Origin of the sequence: Kitasatospora griseola (assembly GCF_044999035.1) — a bacterium.
In the GTDB taxonomy this organism is placed as follows: Bacteria; Actinomycetota; Actinomycetes; order Streptomycetales; family Streptomycetaceae; genus Kitasatospora; species Kitasatospora griseola.
The window spans coordinates 3,412,412-3,437,785 of record NZ_CP173360.1; the positions used below are offsets into that span (position 1 = coordinate 3,412,412).

Annotated in this window: 18 protein-coding genes; 5 read left to right on the top strand and 13 right to left on the bottom strand. The window is 75.1% G+C overall.

Annotated features, from left to right (window positions below):
- Positions 1 to 39: 39 nt before the first annotated feature.
- From ACI1MP_RS15225 to ACI1MP_RS15235, 3 genes are read right to left on the bottom strand one after another with little or no spacing between them, the layout of a single operon-like run.
- Positions 40 to 2,880, bottom strand: coding sequence for an FtsX-like permease family protein (locus ACI1MP_RS15225; RefSeq protein WP_404868845.1), 2,841 nt, complete (start codon positions 2,878 to 2,880; stop codon positions 40 to 42).
- On the bottom strand, positions 2,877 to 3,641 hold the full coding sequence (locus ACI1MP_RS15230) for an ABC transporter ATP-binding protein (RefSeq protein WP_380342722.1): 765 nt from the start codon (positions 3,639 to 3,641) through the stop codon (positions 2,877 to 2,879). The genes ACI1MP_RS15225 and ACI1MP_RS15230 overlap by 4 nt, the downstream gene beginning before the upstream one ends.
- 16 nt (positions 3,642 to 3,657) lie before the next feature.
- Positions 3,658 to 4,272: a PadR family transcriptional regulator gene (locus ACI1MP_RS15235; protein ID WP_380342719.1), complete on the bottom strand. Its 615-nt coding sequence runs from the start codon at positions 4,270 to 4,272 to the stop codon at positions 3,658 to 3,660.
- A gap of 98 nt (positions 4,273 to 4,370) precedes the next feature.
- Between ACI1MP_RS15235 and ACI1MP_RS15240 the strand changes: the two genes are divergently transcribed.
- Entirely contained in the window at positions 4,371 to 5,294 is a 924-nt protein-coding gene (locus tag ACI1MP_RS15240; RefSeq protein WP_380342716.1) for an endonuclease/exonuclease/phosphatase family protein, read from the top strand.
- Here ACI1MP_RS15240 and ACI1MP_RS15245 read toward each other — a convergent pair.
- The 4 genes from ACI1MP_RS15245 to ACI1MP_RS15260 form a co-directional block, all read right to left on the bottom strand.
- Positions 5,291 to 6,478: a PP2C family protein-serine/threonine phosphatase gene (locus ACI1MP_RS15245; protein ID WP_189271042.1), complete on the bottom strand. Its 1,188-nt coding sequence runs from the start codon at positions 6,476 to 6,478 to the stop codon at positions 5,291 to 5,293. The genes ACI1MP_RS15240 and ACI1MP_RS15245 overlap by 4 nt on opposite strands.
- Before the next feature lie 196 nt (positions 6,479 to 6,674).
- Entirely contained in the window at positions 6,675 to 9,857 is a 3,183-nt protein-coding gene (locus tag ACI1MP_RS15250) for a UvrD-helicase domain-containing protein (protein WP_404868846.1), read from the bottom strand.
- The gene (locus ACI1MP_RS15255) at positions 9,844 to 13,116 is read right to left on the bottom strand and encodes an ATP-dependent helicase (RefSeq protein WP_380335232.1); all 3,273 of its coding nucleotides are present in this window, start codon (positions 13,114 to 13,116) and stop codon (positions 9,844 to 9,846) included. Before ACI1MP_RS15255 ends, ACI1MP_RS15250 begins: the two co-directional genes overlap by 14 nt.
- Before the next feature lie 141 nt (positions 13,117 to 13,257).
- Positions 13,258 to 13,596 carry an MGMT family protein gene (locus ACI1MP_RS15260; protein ID WP_100588103.1) on the bottom strand — a complete coding sequence of 113 codons (339 nt, stop codon included), beginning with the start codon at positions 13,594 to 13,596 and terminating at the stop codon, positions 13,258 to 13,260.
- Positions 13,597 to 13,739: 143 nt separating this feature from the next.
- Between ACI1MP_RS15260 and ACI1MP_RS15265 the strand changes: the two genes are divergently transcribed.
- Entirely contained in the window at positions 13,740 to 16,514 is a 2,775-nt protein-coding gene (locus ACI1MP_RS15265; protein ID WP_380335228.1) for a lysylphosphatidylglycerol synthase domain-containing protein, read from the top strand.
- A gap of 26 nt (positions 16,515 to 16,540) precedes the next feature.
- Here the strand turns inward: ACI1MP_RS15265 and ACI1MP_RS15270 are convergent, their stop codons facing one another.
- The 6 genes from ACI1MP_RS15270 to ACI1MP_RS15295 all read right to left on the bottom strand — a co-directional run bounded on the left by ACI1MP_RS15270 (position 16,541) and on the right by ACI1MP_RS15295 (position 23,716).
- Positions 16,541 to 17,461, bottom strand: a complete 921-nt coding sequence (locus ACI1MP_RS15270) for an NAD-dependent epimerase/dehydratase family protein (protein WP_380335226.1) — start codon at positions 17,459 to 17,461, stop codon at positions 16,541 to 16,543.
- 141 nt (positions 17,462 to 17,602) lie between these two features.
- Positions 17,603 to 18,781 (bottom strand): adenylyltransferase/sulfurtransferase MoeZ, encoded by a 1,179-nt coding sequence (gene moeZ, locus ACI1MP_RS15275; RefSeq protein WP_043915930.1) that lies wholly within the window; start codon positions 18,779 to 18,781, stop codon positions 17,603 to 17,605.
- Between the two features lie 162 nt (positions 18,782 to 18,943).
- Entirely contained in the window at positions 18,944 to 19,888 is a 945-nt protein-coding gene (locus ACI1MP_RS15280; RefSeq protein ID WP_100588105.1) for an NAD(P)-dependent oxidoreductase, read from the bottom strand.
- Positions 19,885 to 20,991 carry a hypothetical protein gene (locus tag ACI1MP_RS15285; protein ID WP_404868847.1) on the bottom strand — a complete coding sequence of 369 codons (1,107 nt, stop codon included), beginning with the start codon at positions 20,989 to 20,991 and terminating at the stop codon, positions 19,885 to 19,887. The genes ACI1MP_RS15280 and ACI1MP_RS15285 overlap by 4 nt, the downstream gene beginning before the upstream one ends.
- Positions 20,988 to 22,514, bottom strand: coding sequence for a DUF3492 domain-containing protein (locus ACI1MP_RS15290; protein ID WP_380335219.1), 1,527 nt, complete (start codon positions 22,512 to 22,514; stop codon positions 20,988 to 20,990). Before ACI1MP_RS15290 ends, ACI1MP_RS15285 begins: the two co-directional genes overlap by 4 nt.
- A 284-nt stretch (positions 22,515 to 22,798) precedes the next feature.
- Positions 22,799 to 23,716 (bottom strand): alpha/beta fold hydrolase, encoded by a 918-nt coding sequence (locus ACI1MP_RS15295; protein ID WP_380335213.1) that lies wholly within the window; start codon positions 23,714 to 23,716, stop codon positions 22,799 to 22,801.
- A 228-nt stretch (positions 23,717 to 23,944) separates the two neighbouring features.
- Here ACI1MP_RS15295 and ACI1MP_RS15300 point away from each other — a divergent pair, with 228 nt between their 5' ends.
- The 3 genes from ACI1MP_RS15300 (at position 23,945) to ACI1MP_RS15310 (ending at position 25,368) form a co-directional block, all read left to right on the top strand.
- On the top strand, positions 23,945 to 24,601 hold the full coding sequence (locus tag ACI1MP_RS15300; RefSeq protein ID WP_043915926.1) for a TetR/AcrR family transcriptional regulator: 657 nt from the start codon (positions 23,945 to 23,947) through the stop codon (positions 24,599 to 24,601).
- A 141-nt stretch (positions 24,602 to 24,742) separates the two neighbouring features.
- A complete protein-coding gene (locus tag ACI1MP_RS15305; RefSeq protein WP_043915925.1) occupies positions 24,743 to 24,970 on the top strand; it encodes a DUF3107 domain-containing protein in 228 nt (75 codons plus the stop codon).
- A gap of 122 nt (positions 24,971 to 25,092) precedes the next feature.
- Positions 25,093 to 25,368, top strand: a complete 276-nt coding sequence (locus ACI1MP_RS15310) for a hypothetical protein (protein WP_380335207.1) — start codon at positions 25,093 to 25,095, stop codon at positions 25,366 to 25,368.
- Positions 25,369 to 25,374: the final 6 nt, after the last annotated feature.

The following is a 25,374-nucleotide window of genomic DNA, read 5'->3' on the forward strand; positions in this document are numbered from 1 at the left end:
CCTTGCCGTGAGCACGGTCACCCTTCACTCCGCCGGGCCTCAGGCGGCCCGGCGGCCCAGCGCGATCCTGGACCGGGTGAGCAGCGCCGCGAGCAGCACCGCCACCACCGGCAGACCGACCACCATGGCGGCCAGTTCGGCCCACGGGATCGCGATCACCGGGTCGGGGGCCGGCTGGTCCGGCGGCAGCCAGCTCGCCCGGTCCTTCGCCTCGAAGATGCGCAGCGCGATCGACGGGACGGCGCCGCAGAACAGGCCGAGCACCGAGCCCATCGCGGCGATCACGCCGCACTGGAAGCCGGACAGCCGGCGCCGGATGCCGCCGCTCGCGCCGACCGCGGCCAGCGTGGCGAGGTCCTGCTGGGAGTCCGCGGCGGCCAGGCCGGTGGCGATGCCGGCCGCGCCGAGCGCCACCAGTCCGGCGAACACCGTCAGGCCGACGGTGATCAGGTCGACGTCCGGGTGGAAGCCCCGCTCGACCGTGAGTATCGCGTTGTCGTCCAGCTTGGCCAGCGAGCCGTTGGCCTTCTGGTACGCCTTGTCGGACGGCTCCGCGGCGGGCATCCAGAGCGAGCCGGCCGCCCGGGTGCCCAGGCCGATCTTCTCGGCGGTCTGGCGGGTCATCATGGCGTTGCCGAACGGCGTCGGGGCGTGCACCTGGACCGCGTCCGCCAGCAGGTGGCGCTCCGCCGGCCGGTAGTTGTTGTCCTCGCGCATCTTCTTCTGGTCGAACGGGTCGGTGACCAGCAGGTCGACCTTGCCGTTCTCCACGTAGTCGGGCCGGAACACCAGGATCCTGCCGTCGGCGAGGGCCTGCTCGGCGGCCTGGTCACGCACCCCGAACAGGGTGTGCAGCAGGGCCGCGTCGCCGACCAGGGTTTCGCCGAACATGGTGCTCCGGCGCTCCCCGCGGTCCCGGTTCACCGCACAGCGGGGGTCGGTGTGCAGGCGCTCGAACTCCTCGGGGGTGCGGGCCGCGTCGGCCGGGCAGCGCTTGGACTCCGGCAGTACGACCTGGACCCAGCCGCAGGGCGCGCCGGGGTTGCACTTGGCGGTCGGCGTCGCGTCCCACACGTCGGCGCGCTCGCCGAGGTCGGGGATGTTGCCCTCGACCACCTCGCGCATCATCGGCAGCCGGTTCTGGTCGGCGGTCGGCCCCCAGCCGGCGTACAGCGCGATGGTGTTCGGGGGCGCCGACGGCAGGTAGTCGCGGCGCTGCTGCTCGGTGCTGCTGGTGGTGTAGATGCCCACGGCGACGGCGCCGGCCACGGCGGCCATCACGGCGGCCACCGCCGGGGCGGTGCGGCCGCGGTGGCGCACCGAGTCGCGCAGCGCCAGGCGCGGGCTGAGCGGCAGGTGGCGGCCGAGCCGGCCGAACAGGCCGATCAGCATCGGGGTGCACAGCAGCATGCCGAGCTCGGCGATCACCGAGCCGCCGAGCAGGCCGTAGACCACGGCGGTGCCGGTGGTCGCGCAGGCCAGCGCCAGGGCGGCGCCGCCGCCGATCATGATCAGGCCGAGCACGGCGACGATCCGGCTGGGGGGCTTGGTGCCGCCGCGTCCGGTGAGCGCCACCACGACGTCCTGCCGGGCGGCCTGGAAGGCGGGCACCACGGCCGCGAGCAGGCCGGTGACCAGGCCGACCACGGCGATCGCCAGCAGGTCGAGCGGCTGCAGGTCGAAGTGGCCGAAGCGGCGGCCGGCGAACTGTTCGGCGTTGTCGCGGAACACCGCGACCAGCAGGATCGCGAGCACCAGGCCGGTCAGCGCGCCGGTCACGCCGAGCACCACTCCGCCGCCGAGCACCACGGCGCGCACGTGCCCGCGGTCGCCGCCGCCGGCGGCGAGCAGGCCGAGCTGGCGGCGCGAGCGGCGGGCGCCGACCGCGAAGGCCGGTCCGGCGAGCAGCACGATCTCCAGCAGGGCCATGCCGACCACGGTGCCGACGATCGCAATGGTCATCTTGTCGATGCCGCCGTAGGTCTGCCGCCCGGGCTGCTGGTACAGCGGCACCTCGGAGCGGGCGGGCGGGTCCATCAGGACGGCCTTGGAGCTGACCGCCAAGCCGTACTTGTTGAGCTCCAGCACCTTCGGCCAGTCCAGCGCGGCCGCTCCGGCGGGCAGCTGGACCAGCCAGGTGTCGCGGCTCTCCGGGGCGGCCGCCCGCTCCGGGTCGGCCTGCGCCAGCGGGGCGATCACGCTGCCGGGGCGGGCGAACAGTTCGACGCGCTTGAGGTCGGCGGGGATCTCGACGACGGCCGTGATGGTGAACGGCTTGGACTCCAGGCCGTGGATCGCGGTGGAGTCGCCGAGCCGCAGCCCGGACTGGTTCAGGAACTCCTGGGTGGCGGCCATCTCGTTCGGCTGGGCCGGGACGGTGCCGCGGAGCCTGTTCACCATGCCGTGCCACACCGGGTCGGACAGATCGACCTCGACGGCCTCGGCCGTCATCCGGCCCTCTTTGGTGGTGACCGTGGTGCGCGGCCCGGCGGGCATCGGCACCAGCTTGGTGCCGGCCGGGAGCAGTTCCTTGATCAGGTCGGCGGGCTCGGTGTCCGCGCTGCGCTTCTCCTCCGGGGTCTTCGTCCGCGGCTGTCCGTCGCGGCCGGGCCCGCCGACCTGGGTCTCGTCGTCGGGGTTGGGCGCCTGCAGCACGATGTCGCCGCGCTGGGCCACGCCGATCCGGGCGTCGGCGGTGCCCATCACCCGGGCGACCTTCTCGCTCGGTTCCAGCTGGGCGCTGCGGGCGACCACGTCGACGCCGGCCACGCCGAGGATCGGCAGCGCGATCATCGCCACCACCAGGGCGCTGCGGCCCTTGGCGCGCATGGCGTCGCGGCGGGCGATCCGCAGGGCTGCCCGCCAGGCGGTCAGCCTCACTGGTCCTTGCCCTTCAGCGCGTTGGCGGCGGCGGTGACCAGCAGGGTGCCGGCGTCCTGCCGGGCGGTCTCGTCGACCAGCAGGCCGTCGCGCAGGAACACCACCCGGTCCGCCCAGGCGGCGTGCCGGGCCTCGTGGGTGACCATCATGGCGGCGGCGCCGGCGTCGCAGCGGGCGCGCAGCACGGCGAGCACGGATTCGCCGGTGGTGGAGTCGAGGGCGCCGGTGGGCTCGTCGGCGAGCACCAGGCGGCGGTCGCCGATCAGGGCGCGGGCGATGGCGACGCGCTGCTGCTGGCCGCCCGACATGTCGTCGGGGAAGCGGTCGGCGAGCTCGGCGATGCCGAGCTCCTCCAACGCGGCGAGCGCCTCCTTGCGGGCGGCGCGGGCGGACACCCCGTCGAGCTCGCGGGGCAGCGCGATGTTCTCGGCGGCGGTGAGCGCCGGGATCAGGTTGTAGTCCTGGAAGACGTAGCCGACGGAGCGGCGGCGGACCGCGGCGAGCTTCTTGCGGTCGAGGCTGCCGAGCACGATCCCCTCGACCAGCACCTGGCCGCCGCTCGGGCTGTCGAGGCCGCCGGCCAGGGTCAGCAGGGTGGACTTGCCGGAGCCGGAGGGCCCCATCACGGCGACCAGTTCGCCCGGGTACACCTTCAGGTCGACGGCGCGCAGCGCGTGCACCTCGGCCGCGCCGTGGCCGTGCACCCGGCTCACCCGGTCCAGGTGCAGCACGGGCTGAGCCGGCTTGAGTTGTTCGGTCATCGCTCCCCCAGGAGTTTCAGAGGCGGCCGCGGGCGCGGCTCTTGACGGCGCGGCGCGCGGGCGGCGCGGCGCCGGGTTCGGCCGTGGCAGCGGCCTGTCGCTCGGCGTACTGGCCGAGCCGGGATTCGCAGTGGTCCAGCCAGCGGATCTCCGCCTCGGTCTGGAAGATCAGCTGCTCCAGCACCAGCAGCCAGGCCAGGTCCGCGCCGTCGCCGGTGTCGGCGGCCAGCGCCCGGCCCTTGAGCCGGGTGTAGTCCTGCAGCGCCTTCATGCTGTGCCGGCGCTGGCCCTGGACGACGCCGGTGACGTCCACTCCCGGGACGGTCACCGCCATCGCCAGCTTGATCGCCAGTTCGTCGCGCGGCGGATTGGTGCGCGGCACCGGGGTGTCGAACCAGCGGCGCAGTTCCACGCGTCCCTCATCGGTGACGGCGTAGAACTGGTGGCCCTCGTCGTCCTCGCCCGCGGACTCGACCAGGCCGTCGCGCTCCAATCGGCCCAGGGTGGTGTAGACCTGGCCGACGTTCAAGGGCCAGGTCGCCCCGGTGCGGGCCTCGAACTCGGATCGCAGCTGGTAGCCGTAGCGCGGGCCCTGGTCGAGCAGGGCGAGCAGGCCGTGACGGATCGACATACCGAGTATGTATACCCGGTATGGTCGGGCGGCTCAAGCCGCGCCCCCGCCGTTCGGGGCCGCCGTCCCGTTCACCCCCACCCGGTACGGTCGGCTCCGTGACCACTCTGCGGATCGCCACGTTCAACCTGCTGCACGGCCAGCCGGTCGCCGCCGACGGCAGCCCCGCGCCCTACCCGGTCGAGCCGGGCGCCCCGCTGGCCGATGCCGTCGCCGCGCTGGACGCCGACGTGCTCGCCCTCCAGGAGGTCGACCGCGGCCAGCGGCGCTCCGGCCGCACCGATCAGGCGGCAGTCGCCGCCAAGGCGATGGGCGCCGCCGACTGGCGCTTCGCCGCCGCGCTGCACGGCACGCCCGCCCCCTCGGCCGGCTGGGTCACCGACCCGGCCGTCCCGGGCCTCCAGGTGTACGGGCCCGCCGAGGCGGACGACGGCGCCGAGCGGCCCGCGTACGGCACGGCGCTGCTGACCCGGCTGCCGGTGCTGCACTGGCGGGCCCGCCGGTTCGCCCCCGCGCCGTTCGGGCTGCCGCTGCGGGTGGCCGGGCGGCGCGGGCTGACCGCGGTGCCGGACGAGCCGCGGGCCGCGCTGGCGGCGGTGCTGGCCGGACCGGCCGGGGAGTTCACCGTGGTCGCCGCGCACCTGTCGTTCGTGCCGGGCTGGAACGTCGCGCAGCTGGCCGCGATCCGCCGTTGGATCGCCGACCTGCCGCAGCCGTACCTGGTGCTCGGCGACTTCAACCTGATCGGCGCGGTGCCGCGCACGGTGCTCGGCTCGGCGCACGCGATCCAGCGCACCGCGGCCCGGGAGCGCGTCCGCACCGCCCGCCGCACCCGCCTGCAGGGCTGGTACGACCTGGCCCGCACCCCCACCTACCCCTCGCACCGGCCGACCGTGCAGTTCGACCACATCCTGGGCATCGGCGTGCCGCGCAGCACGGTCGGCTCGGTGTCGGCGCCGCGCACCGGGGTGTCCGACCACCGGCCGCTGGTGGTGGAGATCGACGTCCGACGGGCCGGCTAGCGGGTCCGCCCGACCGGAGCCCCGGCCTGCTGCTGGGCGGGCAGCAGCACCGGGTCGAACTGGAGCATCAGCATGGCCGCGTCGTCGCCGAGCTTGTGCCCGACGTGCCGGACCACGTCGTCGTGCAGGCGGCGCAGGACCTCGACGGGGCCGCTGTCGGCGAGCAGCGGCAGCCGGTCGGTGAGCGGGTAGAAGGCGCCGCGGTGGTCGCGGGCCTCGATGACGCCGTCGGTGTACAGCAGGATGCGGTCGCCGGGTTCGGCGGCGAGCCGCTGGAGCGGCGGGCAGACGTCGCCGGGGTCGAGCACCCCGAGCGGCGGGACGGTCTCGTCGGCGGCCAGCAACCGGGGCGCGTCCTCGCCGCGGAGCAGGACGGGCGCGGGGTGGCCGCAGTTGGCGATCTCCAGGGCGCCGTCGGGGCGGACCCCGAGCAGCACCAGGGTGACGAACTCCTCCTCCACGCCGGGGTGGTCGTTCTCGTGCAGGGCACGGTCCAGGCTGACGGCGAGCCAGCCCGCCACCCGGTCCAGCTCGGGCTCCTGGTGGGCAGCCTCGCGGAACGCGCCGAGCACGGCTGCGGCGGTCTCCACCGCGGCCAGGCCCTTGCCGCGGACGTCGCCCATCACGGCGCGCACCCCGTGCCGGGTGTTGACCACCTCGTACAGGTCGCCGCCGATCGAGGCGTGCGCGGCGGCGGCGGCGTAGCGGACCGCGGCGCGCACCGGCCCGACCCGTTCGGGTACCGGGCGCAGCAGCACCCGGCGGGCGACCTCGGCGACCAACTGGGCTTCGGCGAGGGCGAGTTCCTGACGCAGCCGGAGGGTGGCGCTGAGGTGGCCGATGCCGGCGATCAGCACGATCGCGGCGACGGTGGCGGTGTGCACGGACTGGCCGAGCACGTCGTTGTACCAGGCCATGCCGAAGGCGCACAGCTCGGCGAGCGCGCCGGTCAGCAGCGGGTACCAGGTCCGCCGGGAGACGACGGCGGCGAGGGCGGGGACGGCGGTCAGTGCGGGTTCGACGGTGACCTGGCTGTTCGTCAGCAGGTCGAGGGAGACCACCAGGGCCATGCCGATCAGCGGCAGGGCGTGCGAGGTCTTGGGCCATGTGCCGGTGACGGTGTTGGGTACCGGCCCTGGGGTGGGGCCGTGGAGGACGTCCCTGATCCATCCGGTCGCGCTCAACGTCGGTCTCTCCAGCGGAAGGTGCGGGTGCTGCGGCACCTGCGGGTCTGACGGGAGGTCAGGGGGTCGGGGCCCTGACGGCGGCCGGAGTACGGGAGGATGACCGGTTACCGACCCCACAATAGGCACGAAACGTGCAGGGCGCACAGGTTTCGCTTGATCTCGTGACGGGTTGAATGCTCTGAGTGACTCTTTTCTACCTATTCCCGATCAGAAGATCGCTCAACTCTTTTCGGCCGGGAAGTCCTGACGGTGTTTCGATCCGGCCGCTGCGCACGTAGCAGAACGAGGCCGTGACCTGCTCCACCGGAACGCCCGCCTGCTCGGCCCAGGCGAGGCGGTAGACGGCGAGCTGCAGCGGGTCGCCGCTGTCCTCCCGGCCGGTCTTCCAGTCCACCACCTCGTAGCGCGGTGACCCTGCGCCACCGTCCGCGTCCCGGTAGACCGCGTCGATCCGGCCGCGCACCACCCGTCCCGCCAGCACCAGTTGGAACGGCGCCTCGACCCGGTACGGGGTGCGGCCGGCGTACGGGCCGCGCAGGAACGCCTCCTTGAGGCGCTCCAGGTCGCGCTCGCCCTCGATCTCCTCGGCGTCCAGGCCGGGCAGCGCGTCCGGGCCGAGCAGCAGCGGCTGGTCGAAGCGGGCCTGCACCCAGGCGTGGAAGCGGGTGCCGCGGCGGGCGGCGGGCGCGGGCGGGCGGGGCATCGGGCGGGCGAGTTCGCGGGCGAAGCCGTCCGGGTCGGCGGCCAGCCGCATCAGCTCGGTGGCGGACAGCGAGGCGGGCAGCTCGACCTCCCGGACGGTGCGCCGGGAGCGCTCCAACTCGCCGAGCAGCGCCGTCAGGTCGCGGTCCCAGGAGGCCACCAGCCGCTGGTCCTCCACCCCCAGCTGCTCCGGCTCGGCTGCGGGCGCACCGGCCAGGCGGTGGCGGACCACGTCCGCGACCCGGCGGCGGGCGTGCTGCGCGGACGGGTCCAGCGGCAGCGGCCAGGGGGTCTCCACGGACACGTCGAACGCCGGGTTCTGCGCGTCGTCCGCCGGCGCCTCGGCCCACTGCTCGACCTCGCCGTTGCCGGGCCGCTCGGCGTGCGCGCGCAGCTTCAGCAGGAAGTCCGACGGTCCGCGGCGGCGCTTCTGCGAGGGCCCCCACCAGTGGCCGGAGGCCAGCAGCAGCGACCTCGGGCGGGTGAACGCGACGTAGCCGAGCCGCAGTTCCTCCACCTCGGCGTGGTGGGCCATCTCCTTCTTGAACAGGCCCATGCCCTTGGCGTTCCACGCCGGGTCGGCGGGCAGCGTGGCGGCGTCGCCGCGCAGCGCGTGCGGCAGCACCTTGCGGGTGGAGGTCCAGCGCTCCCGGCCCTGCCCGGACGGGAAGCCGCCCTTGACCAGGCCGGGCACGGCGACCACGTCCCACTCCAGGCCCTTGGACTTGTGCGCGGTGAGCACCTTGACGGTGTCCTCGCCGCCGGGCAGCCCGGCGTCCAGGCCGCGCTCGTACTCCTGGGCGGCCCGCAGGAAGGCCAGGAAGGCGGCCAGGCCCGGGTCGCCGTCCAGGTCGGCGAAGGACGCGGCGATGTCCAGGAAGGAGTGCAGGGTCTCCCGGCGGCGGGCGGCCAGCGCCAGCGGGGAGGCGGAGAGTTCGACCTCCAGGCCGGTGACGGTCAGCACCCGGTGCAGCACGTCCATCAGCGGCTCGGCCAGCGCCCGGCGCAGGTCGCGGATCTCCCGCGCGAAGCGGGCGAACCGCACCCGGGCCTCCGGGGAGAACGGCAGCTCGTCGGGCTGCTCGGCGTCCACGAAGGTCTCCAGCGCGTCGGCCAGCGACACCACCTCGGTGGGGTCGGTCTCGGCGACGGCGGCGGCGAGGGGGTCCTGGTCGCCGAGCCGGGCGGTGCGCACCAGGTCGGCGGCGCGGCGGCCGAGCAGCGCCAGGTCGCGCGGGCCGATCCGCCAGCGCGGGCCGATCAGCAGGCGCACCAGGGCGGCGTTCGCGGTCGGGTCCTGCAGCACCTCGCAGACCGCCACCAGGTCGGCGACCTCCGGGAGTTGCAGCAGCCCGCCGAGGCCGACCACCTCGACCGGGACGCTCCGCGCCACCAGCGCGGCGTGGATGTCGGGGAAGGCGGCGCCGGCCCGGCAGAGCACGGCGATCCGGCCGGGCGCGGTGCCGGTGCGCACCAGGTGGGCGATCGAGTCGGCCAGCCAGTCCACCTCCTCGGCGTGGGTGGGCAGCAGCGCGGCCCGCACGAATCCGTCGAGTTCGGCGCCGGGCGCGGGCCGCAGCGCCTCCACGCCCTCGTGCATCTCGCGTAGGTCAAAGGCCAGTTCGTTGGCGAAGGCGAGCAGCCGGCCGCCGCTGCGGCGGTTCTCGCTGAGCGCGAAGCGGTGCGCGGGGCTGCCGTCGGCCTGCGGGAAGTGGTGCGGGAAGTCGTCCAGGTTGGCGACCGAGGCGCCGCGCCAGCCGTAGATCGCCTGGCAGGGGTCGCCGACCGCGGTGACGGGGTGTCCGGCGCTCTCGGAGCCGCCGAACAGGCCGGCCAGCATCAGGCGCTGGGCGACCGAGGTGTCCTGGTACTCGTCCAGCAGCACCACCCGGTACTGCTCGCGCAGCAGCCGGCCGACCTCGGGGCGCTGCTGGGCGAGCCGGGCGGAGGCGGCGATCTGGTCGCCGAAGTCGAGCAGGCCGAGCTTCTGCTTGCGGGCCCGGTAGTCCTCGACCAGGTGCAGCAGCTCCTGCCGGCCGCGGGCGGCCTTCGGGACGGCCCGCAGGTCCTCGTTGGAGAGCTTCAGCACGGCCAGCTCGTCGAGCAGGTGCTCGTCCCAGTCCCGCAGCCGCGAAGGCTCGACCAGGTGCTCGGCCAGTTCGGAGTCGAGGGCGATCAGTTCGGCGACCAGCGAGGAGAAGGTGCCGGTGAGCGCCGGGTACGGGCCGCGGGCCTGGCGCAGCACCCGGGCGGCGAGCTGGAAGCGGGTGGCGTCGGCGAGCAGCCGGACGTCGGGCTCGATGCCCAGCCGCAGGCCGTGCTCCTTGAGCAGGGTGCCGGCGAAGGCGTGGTACGTGGAGATCTGCGGGTCGCCGAGCGCGTCGTCCTCGCGCACGCCGGCCCGCAGCAGCGAGGCGCGGACGCGTTCGGCGAGCTCGCCCGCGGCCTTGTTGGTGAAGGTCAGGCCGAGCACCTGCTCGGGGCGCACCGCGCCGGAGCCGACCAGCCAGACCACCCGGGCTGCCATCACGGTGGTCTTGCCGGAGCCCGCGCCGGCCACGATCACGCCCGGGGCCATGGGCGCGCCGATGGCCGCCAACTGCTCGGCGTTGAACGGGATGCCGAGGAGTTCGCGGAGCTGGGCCGGGTGGTTCAACGGCTCAGTCGACGACATGCCGGCCGTCCCGCTGCGCGGAGCAGCTGCCGCGGAACGCGCAGCGGCCGCAGCGCTCGCCCGCGGTGGGGGTGAACCTCTCGGCGAGCACCCGGCCGGCGGTGTCGGCGAGCAGGTTCTCGATCCACGGGTCGCCGTCGGGCGGCAGCTGCTGCTGCACCTTGGGGGCCTCCGGGTCGCCCTTGGCGGGCTCCCGCAGGTGGACCAGTTCGGCGCCGCCGGGGGCGGCGCCCTGCTCGAAGCCGGGCAGGCCGTCGAGCGCGCCGCCGCGCACCGCCAGCTGGTAGACGGCGAGCTGGCGGTGCTCGGGCAGCGACTTGTCGGTGGGGATCTGCTTGCCGGTCTTGAAGTCGACCACGTACGCGCGGCCCACCCGGTCGGCCTCGACCCGGTCCATCGAGCCGCGGATGCGCACCGCGACGCCGCCGACGTCCAGGGTGAGGTCGAAGCCGTGCTCGGTGGCGACGGTGGTGCGGTCGCGTTCCAGCACGTGCCAGCGCAGGAAACGCTCCAGGGCGGCCCGGGCCTCGGTCTTCTCCTGCTGGGACTTCCACGGCGCGTCGAACGCGAGGGCGTCCCAGACGGTGTCCAGGCGCTCCATCAGCACGGCCAGGTCGGCGGGGGTGCGGCCGGAGCCGACCTCGTCGGCGAGGGCGTGCACCACGTTGCCGAAGCCCTGGGCGGCGGAGGCGGTCCGCCCCGCCTTCACGTCCTTCTCCAGGAACCACTGCAGCGCACAGGACTCCAGCTGCTCCAGGCCGCTGCCGGACAGCCGCACCGGCAGCCCGGGCTCGCGCAGCGGCTCCGGCGCGGCGGTGGCGTCGACCAGGCCCCACCACTGGTCGGGGTGGGCGGCGGGGACCAGCGGGCGGCCCTCCTCGTCGAGCGCCCCGGCCAGTGTGGCGAGCCGCTCGGCGGCGGCCCGGCGCAGCTGCGGGGAGCGCGCCGGGTCGACGGTGACCGCGCGCAGCTCGGCGACCAGCGCGGACACCGCGAGCGGGCGGCGCGGCCGGGCGGTGACGTCGGCGACCTTCACCTGCGGGACGCGCTCCAGCACCCGGCCGGTGCGCGGATCGAGGGTCTCGCGGTACAGCTCGCGCAGGAACCGGGACGGCTCGTCGCCGTCCTCGGCGGGCGCCTTGACGGCGGTGACCACCAGGCGTTCCTTGGCGCGGGTCGCGGCGACGTAGAACAGCCGGCGCTCCTCGGCGAGCAGCGCGGCGGGCGACAGCGGCTCGGCGAGGCCGTCGCGGCCGATCCGGTCGGCCTCCAGCAGCGAGCCGCGGCGGCGCAGGTCGGGCCAGAGGCCCTCCTGGACGCCGGCCACCACGACCAGCCGCCACTCCAGGCCCTTGGAGCGGTGCGCGGTCATCAGCCGGACGGCGTCGGGGCGGTGGGCGCGCACGTGCAGGGTGTCGGCGGCGATGTCCTGGGCCTCGACCTCGGCGAGCAGGTCGAGCGCGCCGCGGTGCCCGGACACCCGCTCCTCGGCCCGGGCGGCGGTCTCGAACAGCGCGCACAGCGCGTCCAGGTCCCGGTCGGCGTTGCGGCCGACCGCGCCGCCGCGCAGCGCGGCCCGCTCCAGGCGTTCGCGCCAGCGCCGGGAGCCGTCCCACAGCTCCCACAGCGCGTCCTCGCCGGACGCGCCGCCCGCCAGCAGCTCGCGGACCTTGCGCAGCAGCACGCCGAACTCGTAGGCGCGCCGGGCGTACGGGGCGTCCAGCAGGGCGAGCAGCTCGGGCCGCTCCAGCGCCTCGCGGACGAGTTCCTCGGCGGGGCGGACCACGCCGGCCACCCCGTCCTCGGCCAGGGCCCGGCGCTCCTCCTCGCGCAGGGTGCGGCCGAGCCGGCGCAGGTCGGAGCCGTCCAGGGCGGCGAGCGGGCCGGTGAGCAGGGTGTGCGCGAGGTCGGCGCTCAGCGCGCCCTCGCCCTCGGCGCACACCCGCAGGGCCAGCAGCAGCGGGGTGACGGCGGGTTCCTCGCGCAGCGGCAGGTCGTCGCCGTCGATCTCCAGCGGCACGCCGGCGGCGGCCAGCGCGCGGCGCACGCCCGGTATCGACCGGGAGCCGGCCCGCACCAGCACCGCCATCTCGCCCCAGGGGACGCCGTCCTCCAGGTGGGCGCGGCGCAGCAGGTCGGCGACCGAGTCGAGCTCGGCGCCGGGCGTCGGATAGGTGTACACCTCGACGCCGCCGCCCTCCCGGGAGGGCAGCAGGGCGCGGTGCGCGGCGAGCTTGTCGGCGGGGAGGCGGCCCATCGGCATCCGGCGGGCGAGCTCCCGGGAGGCGGCCAGCAGCACCGCTCCGGAGCGCCGGGACACCCGCAGCACCTTGACCTCGGCGGGCCGGCCGTCGGTCTGCCGGAACGCGTCGGGGAACTCCAGGATGCCGTTCACGTCGGCGCCGCGGAACGCGTAGATCGACTGGTCGGGGTCGCCGACCGCCACCAGGTCCCGGCCGCCGCCGGCCAGCCGCTGCAGCAGCCGCACCTGGGCCGGGTCGGTGTCCTGGTACTCGTCGACGAACACCACGTCGTAGCGGTCGCGCAGCCGGTCGGCGACGTCCTCGCGTTCGGCGAGCAGCACGGCGCGGTGGACGAGCTCGGCGTAGTCGAGGACGCCGCGCAGGTCGAGCACGTCAAGGTACTCGGCCAGGAAGTGCGCGGCGGCGGCCCAGTCGGGGCGCTGGACGCCCTCCGCGAAGCGCAGCAGCTCCTCCTCGCCGAGACCGAGCTCACGGCTGCGGGCGAGCACCGCGCGGACCTCGTCGGCGAAACCGCGGGTGGTCAGGCAGGCCCGCAGGTCGAGCGGCCAGCGGATGGTCGCGGTGCCCGCCCTGGCGTCCTCGGCGCCGCCGGCCAGCAGCTCGCGGACCATCACGTCCTGCTCGGGGCCGGACAGCAGCCGCAGCGGCTCGGCGTACTCCTCGGGCGGCTGGTGGGCGCGCAGCAGGGCGTAGCAGAACGAGTGGAAGGTGGTGGCCTGCGGGACGGTGGTGCCGATCCGGGCGGTCATCCGGTCGCGCAGCTCCATCGCCGCCTTGCGGCTGAAGGTGAGAACCAGCACACGGTCGGGCGCGGCGCCCTCCGCGATCCGCCGGGCGACCGCCTCGACCAGCGTGGTGGTCTTGCCGGTGCCGGGCCCGGCGAGCACCAGCAACGGCCCCGACGCGTGCTCGACCACCGCCTGCTGGAAGGCGTCCAGCACGGGCGGTTCGGGCTGCGCGAGGGGGCTGCGCACCAGGCGGAACGGTGAGGTCACTGCGGTCCAGGGTCGTACGGCGGTTCAGTGGCGGGCGGATCGGCGAAGGACTCTCCGGGGAACGAGCCCGCCGCATCGAGCCTACGATCCTGCACCCACAGACCCCTCCGGCGCACCTTCCCCGGTCAGGCGGTCGGGCGGTCAGGCGTCCGGAGCGGTCCCGTCCCAGCGCGCCGCCCGCAGGTCGACCCGCGGCTCGCCGGCCGCCGTGCGCAGCGGGGTGCCCTCGGCGCGGTACTCGGGCAGCGCCCGGTGCTCGTGGCCGGGCAGCGGCCGCCCGTCCGCGCGGATCACCCGCCACCAGGGCACCGAACCGCCGTACATCGCCATCACCCGGCCGACCTGGCGGGGGCCGCCGCGGCCCAGGTACTCGGCGACGTCGCCGTAGGTCATCACCCGGCCCGGCGGGATCCGTTCGGCCAGGTCGAGCACGGCCTCCGCGTACGGCGGGATCTCGGGCACCTCGTCCTGCTCGGTCATCCGCCGCATTCTTCCTCATCCGGTCGATTTCCAGCACCCCGTGCGAGCGATGCGGCGCGCGGGATACTGCCCCTGGACCGCACCGGCGTTCCGGGCATGGCAGCATCTTCGGGGCAGTGCGACACGCGAGGGAACAAGACCAGATGACCGGGACGGCTGAATTGAACGTGGACAAGGGCTCCGAGGAGTCCGCCACCGACGGTTCCGCCCCGCGGGCGCAGGACGCCCCGCCGGTCGACCTGCGCCACCGGGCGCGGGACGCGCACCACACGGGGGAGGACGCGGTGGCCGCTCAGCTGCCGCCGGACGACGGGTCGGACCGTCCGGGCACACCGGACCGGCCGCCGGAGCGACCGGGCCAGCACCAGGACGAGCAACCCGGCGGGCATCCCGCCGGCGAGCGGACCGAGGAAGGGACCGAGGCCGAGGAACCGGCCGGCGACTACCTGGCGGTCGACGAACCGCTGCTGCCGCCGCGCGCCCACCGGCCCTCGGACCTGCTGCGCTTCCTCGCCGGGCTGCTCGGCATCGTCGCGGTGTTCGTGCTGGCGCAGGTGGCGGTCTCCACCACCAGCGGCATCGAGAACGACATCACGGTCAACGCCAAGCGGATCCCCGACCTGCTGTCCACCATCTCCGCGCTGGTCTCCTCGGTCGCGGTGCTGGCGGTGCCGCTGGCCTTCGCGGTGGAGCGGCTGATCAAACGCGACGGCCTGCGGGTCGCCGACGGCGTGCTGGCCTCGGTGCTCGCCTACGGCGTCTCGCTGGGCGTCGACTGGTGGGTCGCGGCCAGCGCCCCCGAGGAGATCCGCAACGCGCTGACCCAGTTCCCGCCGGGCCACGAGGAGACCCTCACCGACCCGGTGCACGGCTACCTCGCCCCGGTGATCGCTTACATGACGGCCGTCGGCATGTCGAGCCGACCGCGCTGGCGGGTCGCGCTGTGGATCGTGGTGATCCTCTCCGGCGCGACCGAACTCGTCAACGGCTACACCACCCCGCTGTCGCTGCTGCTCACCGTGCTGATCGGCTGGTCGGTCGCGTACGGCACGCTGTACGCGATCGGCTCGCCGAACATCCGGCCGACCGGGCAGCACCTGATGATCGGCCTGCGCAAGGTCGGCTTCACCCCGTCCGCCGCGCACACCGCCCCCGACGGCCCCGGCGGCACCCGCCGCTACCTGGTCGTCCAACAGCAGGGGCCGCTGCTGGACGTGCACATCATCGACCGCGAGCAGCAGGCCTCCGGCTTCTTCTACCGGGCCTGGCGGCGGCTGCGGCTGCGCTCGGTCGCGGTCCGCCGCAGCCCGCAGTCACTGCGCCAGGCACTCGAACAGGAGGCGCTGATCGCCTACGCGGCCGCCGCCTCCGGGGCCCGCGCCCCGCAGCTGGTCGCCACCTCCGAACTCGGCCCGGACGCCGCGATCCTGGTGTACGAGAACGTGGCCGGCCGCACCCTGGACGAGCTCGCCGACGAGGAGGTCACCGACGCGGTGATGGCCTCGTTCTGGACCTCGGTGTCCACCCTGCACGAACGCCGGATCGCGCACCGCCGGCTCACCGGCGAGTCCCTGCTGGTGGTGGACGACCGCACCGGCTGCCTGATCAACCTGTCCGGCGGCGACATCGCGGCCGGCGACCTGACGCTGCGCATCGACGTCGCGCAGCTGCTCACCACCTTCGCGCTGCGCACCGGCCCGGAGCGGGCGGTGGCCGCCGCCACCGAGGTGCTCGGCCCGGCCCGGGTCGCCGAGGCGCTGCCGCTGCTGCAACCGGTCGGCCTGAGCCGGCAGACCCGCGGCGACCTGCAGCGGATGACCAAGGAGCGGAAGGCCGCCGCGAAGGCGCTGGCGCTCAAGCAGGTCGCGTCGGGCGAACGCACCCAGCAGCAGGCCGAGGAGGACATCGCGCAGGCCAACGAGGACCTGCTGGCCAAGCTGCGCGGGCAGATCCTGCAGATCGCCCCCGAGGCACCGATGGCCCCGGCCAAGCTGGAGCGGCTCAAGCCGAAGACGCTGATCATGCTGGTGGCGCTGACCTTCGCCGCCTACCTGGCGCTGACCACGATCCGGCCGGACCAGTTCAAGGTCTCCCAGATGAACTGGGCCTGGGCGGCGGCCGCGCTGGCCGCCGCGGCCGCCTCGTACGTGGCGGCGGCGATGAGCCTGACCGGGTTCGTCCCGGAGAAGCTGCCGTTCGGGCGGACGGTCGCGGCGCAGGTCGCGGGGTCGTTCGTGAAGCTGGTCGCCCCGGCGGCGGTCGGCGGCATCGCGCTGAACACCCGCTACCTGCAGAAGGCCGGGATCCGGCCGGTGCAGGCCGCCGCCTCGGTGGGCGCCTCCCAGCTGGCCGGGCTCGGCGGCCACCTGCTGCTGCTGTTCGCCTTCGGCCTGATCACCGGCACCCAGACCAACGGGGACCTGGGCGCGTCCCGGGCGGTGATCATCGGGGTGCTGTCCGCCGCGGTGCTCGCCCTGGTGGTGGCCGCGGTCGCCCCGCTGCGCCGGTTCGTGGTGACCCGGGTCCGCTCGCTGCTCTTCGGCGTGATCCCGCGGATGCTCGACCTGATGCAGACCCCGCGCAAGCTGATCACCGGCTTCGGCGGCATCCTGCTGCTGACGCTGTCCTTCACGGCCTGCCTGGACGCCTCGGTGCAGGCGTTCGGCGGCGGCGGGCACGTCACCTACTCGGCCGTCGCCGTGGTGTTCCTGACCGCCAACGCGGCCGGTTCGGCGATCCCCACCCCGGGCGGCATCGGCCCGGTCGAGATCGCCCTGATCGGCGCCCTGACCGCAGCCGGCGTCCCGCTCACCGCGGCCACCCCGGCGGTGTTCCTGTACCGCCTGCTGACCTTCTGGCTGCCCGTCCTGCCGGGCTGGGTCGCCTACAACATCCTCCAGCGCAGGAGCGCGCTCTAAGGCTTGTCCGGCCCCGGGCCTTGGCCCTACGGGTACGCGGCGACGACCTGGGCGAGCATCTCGTCCCAGGGCGTCGGCGCCAGGCCGAAGGTCTCGCGGGTGGCGGTGTCGTCGAGCACGAACGGGCGCTCGAACTGGTAGGCGGTGCCCCGGGCCGAGCGGATCGTCGGGTTGACCAGCCCGAGCAGGGCCAGCACCGGGCGGGGGATGCCGGTGACCTTCACGGCGGGCCGCCCGGCGGCCGCGCACAGCTCGGCGATCACCTGCCGCTGGCTGCGCGGCGCGTTGCTCGGCACGTGCCAGGCCCGGCCCCAGGCGCGCTCGTCGGCGCCGACCACGGCCAGCAGCCGGGCGACGTCCTGCGGGGCCGTCCAGCTGTGCGGGGCGGCCGGGTCGCCGAGGACCTGCACGCTCCGGCCGGCCAGGGCGCGGGAGAACGCCCGGTCGTCGAGCACGCCCGCCGCGTTCGCCGCCAGGTAGTCGGAGCCGCGCACCTCGGTGACCCGCACCCGCCCCGCCCGGTGCGCGGCCAGCGCGTCGCGCCACATCGCGGCCCGCACCTCGCCCTTGTCGGAGACCGGCCGCAGCGGCGTGTCCGGGCTCATCGGCCCGTCCACCGCGCCGTAGCCGTACAGGTTGGAGACGGTGGCCAGCACCGCGCCGCTGCGCTCGGCGGCGGCGAGCAGCGAGGCGGCCAGCGGCGGCCACACCTCGGGCCAGCGGTGGTAGGGCGGGTTGGCGCAGTTGTAGAGCACCGCGGCGCCGTCGGCGGCCTCGGCGAGGGCCTGTGCGTCCGACGCGTCCAACCGCAGGCGGGGCACGCCGTCCAGCGGGGCGGCGGCGGAGGCGGTGCGGGTGACCACCACGACCTCCTCGCCGCGCTCGGCGAGCAGCCGTGCGGTGGCCGAGCCGACCGGCCCGGCGCCGACCACCAGGTGCCTGCCCATGGGGCTCCCCCGTCTCTCGAACGTGTGCGCCCCGACCGGCGCAGGTGTGCTGTTCCGCGCCCATGGTCACGCAAAACCGCCCGACCGGGGGAATTCCCCTGGTCGGGCGGTTCGCTGATGCTCTGTCGGGTCGATCGTCCGTCAGTAGACGGGCTTCTCCGGCTCGATCTGGTTGACCCAGCCGATCACGCCGCCGCCCAGGTGCACCGCGTCCGCGAAGCCCGCGGACTTGAGCACGGCCAGCACCTCGGCCGAGCGGACACCGGTCTTGCAGTGCAGCACGATCCGCTTGTCCTGCGGCAGGTCCTGCAGGGCGTTGCCCATCAGGAACTCGTTCTTCGGGATCAGCCGGGCGCCCGGGATGCTGACGATCTCGTACTCGTTGACCTCGCGGACGTCGATGATGTCGATGTCCTCGCCGTTGTCGATCCACTCCTTGAGCTGCTTGGAGGTGATCGTGGAGCCGAGGGCGGCGGCCGAGGCCTCCTCCGAGACGACACCGCAGAACGACTCGTAGTCGATCAGCTCGGTGACGGTCGGGTTCTCGCCGCACAGCGCGCAGTTCGGGTCCTTGCGGACCTTCACCGAGCGGTACTGCATCTCCAGGGCGTCGTAGATCATCAGTCGGCCGACCAGCGGCTCGCCGATGCCGGCCAGCAGCTTGATCGCCTCGTTGACCTGGATCGAGCCGATCGAGGCGCACAGCACGCCGAGCACGCCGCCCTCGGCGCAGGACGGGACCATGCCCGGCGGCGGGGCCTCCGGGTACAGGCAGCGGTAGCACGGGCCGTGCTCGGCCCAGAACACGCTGGCCTGGCCGTCGAAGCGGTAGATGGAGCCCCACACGTACGGCTTGCCGAGCAGCACCGCGGCGTCGTTCACCAGGTACCGGGTGGCGAAGTTGTCGGTGCCGTCGACGATCAGGTCGTAGCCGGAGAAGATCTCCATCACGTTGTCGTTGTCGAGGCGCTCCTCGTGCAGGATCACCTCGACCAGCGGGTTGATCTCCTTGACCGAGTCGCGCGCGGACTCGGCCTTGGAGCGGCCGATGTCGGACTGGCCGTGGATGATCTGGCGCTGCAGGTTCGACTCGTCGACGGTGTCGAACTCGACGATGCCGAGCGTGCCGACACCGGCGGCGGCCATGTACATCAGGGCGGGCGAGCCGAGACCGCCGGCGCCGACACACAGCACCTTGGCGTTCTTGAGCCGCTTCTGCCCGTCCATCCCCACGTCGGGGATGATCAGGTGGCGGGAGTACCGGCGGACCTCTTCTACGGTGAGCTCGGCGGCCGGCTCGACCAGGGGTGGCAGCGACACAAGGACTCCGATGGTCGTCAGTTTCTCGGTTCGACTACGCCAACAGTGTCACGTGCCGGGGGTATTCCGAGACAGCAGTTTCATTTGGTGAGACGGGTTACACCGGATGGCGAGACTTCGCACCCCGCGCCGAACCCCCTGGCCAGGCCGCGCCGGGCCGGATCAGACCCGGCAGGCGGTCTCCAGCCAGACATCCCCGAGCGACTCCTCCAATGGAACCTGTGTCCGCCATCCGAGACGGTCACGGGCGGTCCGGACGTCCGCCTGCCGCCACTGCACCGGCTCGGCGGCGGCCCGTGCCTCGACCGTCCGGGCGCCCTCCGCGGCGGTCTGCTGGGCGGGCAGCACCACCTGCCGGGCGTCCTCGCTGATCGTGCCCTCGAAACCGGACGCCCTGACCAGCAGGTGCGCCGCCTCCCGGGCCCGCACCGCGTGACCGCTGCCGATGTTGATCACGCCGGTGGCCGCGGACACCGCCGCCGCCTGGATCGCCCGCGCCACGTCCCGGACGTCCACGAAATCCCGGTAGCCGGACAGGTCCGGCATCCGCACCTGGGCCTCCTCCTGTTCCAGCGCCCGCCGCAGGCCCTCCGCCAGCCGCCCGAACAGCGAGGCCGTCGGCGAGCCCGGGCCGACCACGTCGAACACCCGCAGCACCAGCGCGTCCAGCCCCGAACTCAGCACCAGCTCGGTGCCCGCCAGCTTCGACACCCCGTACGGCCCGACCGGGCGCGGCTCCGCGTTCTCCGGGATCGGTCCGCCCGGCTGGGCCGGCCCGTACTCGGCCGCCGACCCGACGTGCACCAGCCGGGCCGGCTCCCGGCTGCGCCGGATCGCCTCGCAGACCGTCGCCACCGCCAGCGTGTTCGCCCGGATCAGCGCCCGCGACGTCCCGTAGGTGGCCCCGGCGCAGTTGATCACCACCTGCGGCGCGACCGCGTCCAGGAACCGGGCCAGCGCGCCCGGACTCCCCGCGGCCAGGTCGAACCTGATGTCGGCGGAATCGCCCCGGCCCAGCACGGTCACCTGGAGCCCCTCCTCCGCCAGCAGCCGGTCGGCGACCCGCCGGCCGATGAACCCGTCGGCTCCCAGCAACAGCACCCTCATCGGGCCCAAGTCCTTCCATCAGGCCCGGCACCGGCCGGGCAACGAGATCTGAACGACACATCCGAGTACGCGCCCGGCCGGACGCTCAGCGGCCAGGCGTACCCGGCCAGCAGAACGGCCGGGCCGAGCACGGCGGCCAGCACCGGGCCCGGCGGCGGCGCCCCGAGCCAGTGCGCGGGGCCGGGCAGCGAGAGCACGGCGGCGCCGGTCGCGGCCGTCAGCACGGCGAGCGCGGCCGCGCCGGGACGCCCGGCACCGCGGAGCACGCCGGCCGGCAGCGGCAGCACGCCGACCACCAGCAGCACGGCCCACCCGATGCCGGAGCCGCCCCCCGCGACGACCCGGCCGAGCACGGCGAGCACCGCCAGCTGCGCCAGCACGGCCAGCGGCAGCGCGGGCCGCAGCCGGGAACGGAACTCCCCCAGCGTGGCGACCGCCGTCTGCCGCTGCCCGAACCGGCGCAGCCGGGCCGCGCCCCACCGGGCGCTCACCGCACCGAGCGCGACCACCAGCGCCGAGGCGGGGGCGACGGCGCAGAGCAGGGCGAGCAGCAGTCCGCTGCCGGCCCCCTCGCCGAGCGCGGCCCACCGGCCGGCCCACCGGCCGGACCACCACCGGGACGGCCCGCGGCCCGGCGGGCCGGGCGCAGCCGGACCGTCGAGCAGCCCGTCGTCCGGCCGCCACCCGGCGACCGCGGACGGCCGCGGCGCACCGCCGCCGTCCGGTCCGGCGGCCAGCGCGTGCGCGCCCGCCCCCGCCAGCACCGCCAGCGCCCCGCCGACCGGCCCGCCGAGCGCGGCGGCCGGCAGCAGCGGCAGCAGGTGGACGAGCGCGCCGGCCGGCCCGACGATCGGCGACCGGAGCCGTCCGGCGGTGTCGGGCGGCATCGGTTCGGGTTCCGGCGGTCGGCGCGGCACCCGGGCGAACAGCTCCTCGGCGAGGCCGAAGACGTCGGCGTGCCGGTAGCGGGCGGCGCCGTCGGCGGCCAGGCCGGAGTCCTCCAGGGCGGCGGCGATCTCCAGCGGATCGACGGCCCGCTCGCACAGCTCGCGGTTGGCGTCGAGGAGTTCCCGGACCGGATCGGCGGACGGCGGCTGACTCACACCGCCTCCGCGAGCGCGGGGGCGGCGGCCGCCACCCAGTACTCGGCGGGGCGGGCGAACGGCCGGGCGGGGGCGCCGGGCCGGGCCGGGAACGCCGGGTGGCGGGAGACCAGTTCGAGGTAGATCTCGCGGAACGCGCCGACGACGGGCTCGACACCGAAGCGTTCCTGCGCCCGCAGCCGACCGGCGAGGCCCAGGCGGCAGCGGCGCTCGCGGTCGCGGAGCAGCGCCAGGCAGGCCCCGGCGAGGGCCCGCGGGCTGCGCGGCGGCACCAGCAGCCCGGTCGGGCCGAGCACCTCGCGGGCCACCCCGACCTCGGTGGCGACCACGGCGCGGCCGCTGAGCATGGCGTCGGCGAGCAGCCGGGGGCTGCGCTGGGCGAGCGCGCTGAACACCACGGCGCTGCCGGCCGCCCAGGCCGCGGCCGGGCTGCTCGGCCGCCCGGCGAACTCGACGGCCCCGGCGATGCCGAGCCGTCGGGCGATCGCCTCGCAGTGCGCGCGGTAGCCGGGGGCGCCCTCCTCGCCGTACATGGTCAGCCGGGCGTCCGGCAGTTCCGCGTGGACCTGAGCGAAGGCGTGCAGCATCAGTTCGGGGTCGCGGCCGGGCTCCAGCGCGCCGGCCCAGACCAGGGTGGGCGCCGCGGGTTCGGCGCCGGCGGCGGCCCGCCCGGTGGCGGGGGTGCCCTCGTGGACGATCCGGGTGCGGGCGGGGTCGCCGCCGCAGCGCCGCTGCCACTGGCGGTCGTAGTCGCTGCCGGGGGTGAGCACGGCGGCCTGCCGGTAGGTCTCCTCGGTGAGCTGCCGGAAGAACGACAGCAGCAGGGCGCGCACCGGCCAGCGGTAGGGCGCGGACCGGTAGCCGCGGTACTGCTCGCGCAGGTGCAGGCCGTGCTCGGTGACCACGAACGGGACGCCGTGCAGTTCGCGGGCGACCAGCGCGGGCAGCGCGGCCGGCCCGCCGCCGACCACGTGGCACAGGTCGGCCCCGCCGAGCCCGGCCGGGCCGGTGCCGTACCAGGGCGCGGACAGCGGCCGCAGGCACTGCTCCAACAGGTCGGCGGCGACCAGCACGTCGCAGACCTGCGGCTGACCCCCGGCGGTGTCGGCGCCGGGCATCCGCCAGCTCCGCTCCAGCACGCGGTGCGCGTGGCCGGAGGCGAGGAACGCGGGCAGCGCGTCGTCCTCCCGGCCGAGTGCGGCCAGCCGGTACAGCGCGGGCCCGAACCCGGCCCGCTCGCCGGGCAGCACCAGGGCGCGCACCAGTTCCTCGTACGCCCGGGCGTAGCCGCGGCGGCGCAGCGAGGTGGGCCCGCGCCCGGCCGGCCGGCGGCCCCACATGGGCAGTTCGTGGACGCCGTGCAGGCCGCGCACCCCGGTGGGCGGGGCGGAGCGGTCGGCCGGGAGCAGGCGGTGGAGCCGGAATTCGTGCTCGGGCAGGCCGTCGACCAGGCGGCCGCACCAGCCCCCTTCACCACCCTGCGCGACGGAATGACCGCCCTCGGTGAGCAGAGCTATGCGCACGACGCCTCCTGAGCAAGAGCGTTTCGACGGGTTCCGGCCCTACGACAACAGGAAGTGCGTCCGTGCTCGACGGCCGTCCGGCCGGCGCCCGCTCCCCGCGTCCGCCGCCTTCGCCGTCTCGCCCCCCCACACCTGTTCGGTCCGACAACACGACGGTAGAGCGCCGGGCCGGACCCCCCAGGGGCCCGGCCCGGCTTGCCACCTGATCGAGTGAACGGCCGTGACCTCGCGCGTCGCCGCCGCGTTCTCGGCCCGCGCCCGTGCGTGCGCCCGTGCGGGCGGGGTCAGCGGGCGGCGTCGGCCTCGGCGAGCAGCTCGCGCACCGCGCGGGCCACCGGCTCGGGGTGCTCCAGCATCGCCACGTGCCCGGACTCGGGGAGCACCAGCAGCCGGGCGTCCCGGAACGCGGCGCAGGCCCGCCGGGCGGAACGGTAGGACACCAGCTTGTCCTTGAGCCCGTAGACCAGCAGTACCGGCACCTCGACCTGCCGGGCCTGCCGCCACAGCGACTGCTCGCCGCGCTCGGTGTAGGCGGTGACGATGCCGCGCGCGGACCCGGCCAGCGCCTGCAGCGCGTAGGGCAGCGCGGTGCGGCGCCGGTACTCGGCGACGGCCCGGGCCCGGCGGTGCGCGGGGATGCCCTCGGGGTCGCCGTAGACCAGCCGCAGCAGTTCGGCGGTGGCGTTCTCCGGGGAGCTGCCGGCGCTGCGGCGGCGGAGCAGTTCGGCCACGCCGGGGACGGCCAGCATCCCGGTGGGCCAGGCGGTGCGCTGCGGGGGCAGCTCGGGCAGCGCCGGGGAGATCAGGGTGAGGCTGCGCACCAGGTCGGGGCGGAGCGCGGCGAGCCGGACGGAGACCGCGCCGCCGAGCGAGTTGCCGAACAGGTGGACCGGCCCGCGAGCGGTCTCCTCCAGGTAGCCGATGACGGCGCGGACGTGCCCGGAGACGGTCAGGTTGCCGTCCAGCGGCGGCGCGGACCAGCCGAAGCCGGGCAGGTCGACCGCTTCCCCGTCGACGTCCTCGGAGAGCTGGTCGAGCAGCTCCAGCCAGTTGTCGCCGGAGCCGCCGAGCCCGTGCACGAACAGGGCGGGCGGCAGCCCTTCGCGGGGTTCGGAGTGGCGGCTGACGGCCACGGCCGCGCCGGGCACCTCGACGGTGCGGTACGGCTCCAGGGCGGCGAGGGGGTGCTGGGCGGCGCTCATGGAGCACGATGGTAGTGAGGACGGCCCGCCACCGGTGCGATTCGGCCCGTCCCCGAACCCGGTCCCGGGCCGGTCTCGACCTGTGGACACCCCTGGTCCGGGCCGTATTGTGGGCTCCCGACAAGGGCGGTGGTGCGCTTTACTCGGCTTCATCCGCGCACACGCGGGTTACCGAAAAGTAGAATCAACACCTTGCCAGCCATCGCAGACCGTGAAGTGAGGAGCGCCGTGACGGCCATCCAGGAGGCGCAGGAGCGTCCGCGCGGCGCCCGCCTGCCGCGTAGCGCCCGCCGTGAACAACTGCTCGGAGCCGCCCAGGAGGTGTTCGTCGCCCAGGGCTACCACGCAGCTGCCATGGACGACATCGCCGAGCGGGCCGGCGTCAGCAAGCCGGTGCTGTACCAGCACTTCCCGGGGAAGCTGGAGCTCTACCTCGCGCTGCTGGACAAGCACTGCGACGCCCTGGTCGACGGCACCCGGGCGGCGCTGGAGGCGACCAGCGACAACAAGCAGCGGGTCGCCGCGACCATGGAGGCGTACTTCCACTACGTCTCCAGCGAGTCCGGCGCGTTCCGGCTGGTCTTCGAGTCGGACCTGACCAACGAGCCGGCCGTGCGCGACCGGGTCGAGCGGGCCACCGACCTGAGCGCCACCCTGGTCTCCAAGGTGATCGCCGAGGACACCGACCTGCCGGACGCGGAGGCCAAGCTGCTCGCGGTGGGCGTCTGCGGCATGGCCCAGATCACCGCCCGGTACTGGCTGTCCCAGGGGTCCGAGGTCCCGCGCGACGAGGCGGTCCGGCTGGTCGCCAGCCTGGCCTGGCGCGGCCTGAAGGGCTTCCCCATGCACCCGGTCCAGGAGGGCTCCGGCGCCGCCGGCGAGTGACCGCCGATTCGGCCCTGAGCGGACCGACCCGGGACGTTCGCCTCCCAGCGGCTCCGCTGCCTTAAGGTGAAGCCCGTACGGCGCGCCGCCCGCGAACGGCGGTTCGAGCGCGCGCGGCCAGCTACCGGAGGGACGGAAGCCGTGGAGGTCAAGATCGGCGTGCAGAACGCGAACCGGGAGATCGTCCTGGAGAGCGCGCAATCTGCCGAAGAGGTGGCGGACGCGGTCGCCAAGGCCCTGGACGGCAGCGCCAAGCTGCTCACGCTGGCCGACGAGCACGGCCGCAAGGTGATCGTCCCGGCCGACCGGCTGGCCTACGTCGAGATCGGCGAGCCGTCCGTCCGCAAGGTCGGCTTCGGCACGCTCTGACAGCACGTCACCGGCGCCCCGTTCCCCCGCTCGGGGGGACGGGGCGCCGTGCTGTGCGTACCGGCGGGTCCGGGCGGGTAGGCGGTGGGTGCCGCAGCGCCGTACAGCCCCGGGAGGCAGCCGTGTGGGAGACGATCGCGTTCGTCCTGATCGGCGTCGCCGTCGGGTTCGGCGCCGTGCTGGCCCGGCCCGCGCTGTTCCCCGGGCCGCGCGCCCTGCCGGTCGGCACCGCCCTGGTGTCCGCCGTGCTGGCCGGCCGGCTCACCCACTACGTGCTGGACGGCCACGCCCCGGCGGTGCAGCTGGCGGTGTCCGTCGTGGTGGCGGCGCTGCTGGTGTCGGTGCCGGCCCGGCCGGACCTCGCGCCCGCCCGGCGCGGCCGCCATCGCCACGCCTGACAGCCG

Bases quoted from the DNA above. Each gene is read 5' to 3' on its own strand.
- ACI1MP_RS15230 (WP_380342722.1), bottom strand. From the start codon at position 3,641: ATGACCGAACAACTCAAGCCGGCTCAGCCCGTGCTGCACCTGGACCGG.
- ACI1MP_RS15235 (WP_380342719.1), bottom strand. From the start codon at position 4,272: ATGTCGATCCGTCACGGCCTGCTCGCCCTGCTCGACCAGGGCCCGCGC.
- ACI1MP_RS15250 (WP_404868846.1), bottom strand. From the start codon at position 9,857: ATGTCGTCGACTGAGCCGTTGAACCACCCGGCCCAGCTCCGCGAACTC.
- ACI1MP_RS15260 (WP_100588103.1), bottom strand. From the start codon at position 13,596: ATGACCGAGCAGGACGAGGTGCCCGAGATCCCGCCGTACGCGGAGGCC.
- ACI1MP_RS15265 (WP_380335228.1), top strand. From the start codon at position 13,740: ATGACCGGGACGGCTGAATTGAACGTGGACAAGGGCTCCGAGGAGTCC.
- ACI1MP_RS15270 (WP_380335226.1), bottom strand. From the start codon at position 17,461: ATGGGCAGGCACCTGGTGGTCGGCGCCGGGCCGGTCGGCTCGGCCACC.
- ACI1MP_RS15280 (WP_100588105.1), bottom strand. From the start codon at position 19,888: ATGAGGGTGCTGTTGCTGGGAGCCGACGGGTTCATCGGCCGGCGGGTC.
- ACI1MP_RS15295 (WP_380335213.1), bottom strand. From the start codon at position 23,716: ATGAGCGCCGCCCAGCACCCCCTCGCCGCCCTGGAGCCGTACCGCACC.